The sequence below is a fragment of the Corynebacterium sp. HMSC069E04 genome (genome assembly GCF_001813175.1).
Lineage (GTDB): Bacteria > Actinomycetota > Actinomycetes > Mycobacteriales > Mycobacteriaceae > Corynebacterium > Corynebacterium aurimucosum.
The window spans coordinates 1-1,596 of record NZ_KV811667.1 but is presented as its reverse complement, the minus strand read 5'-3'; the positions used below and the strand labels follow the sequence as shown (position 1 = coordinate 1,596).

Sequence of the window (1,596 nt, the reverse complement as noted above, 5' to 3'; positions counted from 1 at the left end):
GCTAAAGACTGAATTCTACGACCGTAAGCGATGGCCTACCCGTGATGCTGCACGCAAGGCCGTTGCCTACTGGATGGAAGTCGTCTACAACCGTCGGCGCCGGCACTCTGCACTCGGAATGGTCAGCCCCGTCGACTTCGAGAACCACACCGGCGCAATCAACAGCAGAAAAGAAATAGCTGCCTAACCACTAGGTAGCTCCACTACGTGTCCACGATTTGCGGGCAACCCCACGGCGGTCGCGCTCGTCTTCCGTGTTACGTTCCCTGAAATGGTCATGAGGGGTGCGCTTTCTGGCCAGTTCCAGTTCTTTGCCGCTGTGATCATGATTGTGGCGGTGGTGGTCATAGTGGCGTCGATGGTGATTTATTACGTCGCCAAGCGCCCGGAGCTTGCACCCGCTTTCCCAGTGGATGTCCCGCCGGTAGCAGCGGTTGCGACCATCATCGCTTTTGCCCTGTGGGCCTACGTGGGTTTTGATTCCATTCCGCAGTTGGCGGGCGAGTTCAATTTCTCGCCGAAGAAAGCGCTAGGCCTTCTGATGTGGGGAGTCATTGCGGCGACCTTGATCTACTTGGCGATGATGCTCGCAACCTCTATCGCTGTGTGGAGTCCACCACGATGCTTATGAAGGGGAGGCATGGCCGCCGGCGGCAGCCATCAGCGAGGTGATGGGGCCTGACGGTTTGGTGCTCATGGTTGTAGCTGTCAGCGCCGGAGTTCTTACTGGTTTGAACGGATTCTTCACTGCGGCAAGCCGAGTCTTGTTTACTCTTGGCCGCGCCAACCTAGTCTCGAGTCGGCTGGGTGAGCTAAATGGTAAGCAGCGCACCCCGCGCAACGCGATTCTTTTGGTGTGCGCGGTGTGCCTGGTTACCCCGTGGTTTGGGCGCGCGGCTTTGACGTGGGTCGTCGATATGTCCAGTGCTGGTATCACGGTGGCGTATTTCTATACGTGTTTCTGCGCATGGAAGATTGCGCGTACCGGACAGGTTCCCGGGATGCCCAAGCCGATAGCACCGAGCAAGTTTTACGAGTACTTCGCGCTGGCCGGGTGCATTCTCTCCATCGGGTTCTTGGCGCTACTCTTCGTTCCGGGCTCGCCTGGCATGCTGGGAACGGCTCCGCTCATCGCGTTGGTGGTCTGGGTTGTGCTGGGGCTGGCGTCGTGGGCCGTCAAGAGCCGCAGTTGAAGGGCGTGCCACCGGAGAAGACCGCGGCGTTGATTTTAGGGTAGGTGGGGGACCTGACCCCTGTTTGGTAGACACCTGATATCCAGCCCTGTTGGGTTGGGAAGAAAGGTAATCTACCACCATGCCTAGGTACTCCGAACAGTTCAAACGTGATGCTGTGGCCCTCTACGAAAACAATGAGGACCTTTCACTTCACGCGGCTTCAGCAGAGCTTGGAGTCAATCGCTCCTCACTTTATTCCTGGATCAAGCAGTACGGCACCGGCAAGCGTGCCCGCACGAAGACCATGCGTGACAAGGCCCAGGCGACGACTGATTCTGAGCGGATCCGCCAGCTAGAAAAGGAAGTCTCGAAGCTTCGTGAAGAACGCGATATCCTGCGTAAGGCCGCGAAATATTTTGCC

At 57.7% G+C, this 1,596-nt stretch carries 4 protein-coding genes; all 4 read left to right on the top strand.

The window, feature by feature from the left end:
• On the top strand, nt 1–187 hold a 187-nt coding region (locus HMPREF2896_RS12400; RefSeq protein ID WP_083311457.1), incomplete at its 5' end, for an integrase core domain-containing protein.
• Between the two features lie 90 nt (nt 188–277).
• Nucleotides 278–631: a hypothetical protein gene (locus tag HMPREF2896_RS05700; protein ID WP_168165686.1), complete on the top strand. Its 354-nt coding sequence runs from the start codon at nt 278–280 to the stop codon at nt 629–631.
• 64 nt (nt 632–695) lie between these two features.
• Nucleotides 696–1,193, top strand: coding sequence for an amino acid permease (locus HMPREF2896_RS05695; RefSeq protein WP_168165685.1), 498 nt, complete (start codon nt 696–698; stop codon nt 1,191–1,193).
• 121 nt (nt 1,194–1,314) lie between these two features.
• Nucleotides 1,315–1,596 (top strand): IS3 family transposase (locus HMPREF2896_RS05690; protein WP_070718376.1); only part of this gene is annotated, 282 nt, incomplete at its 3' end.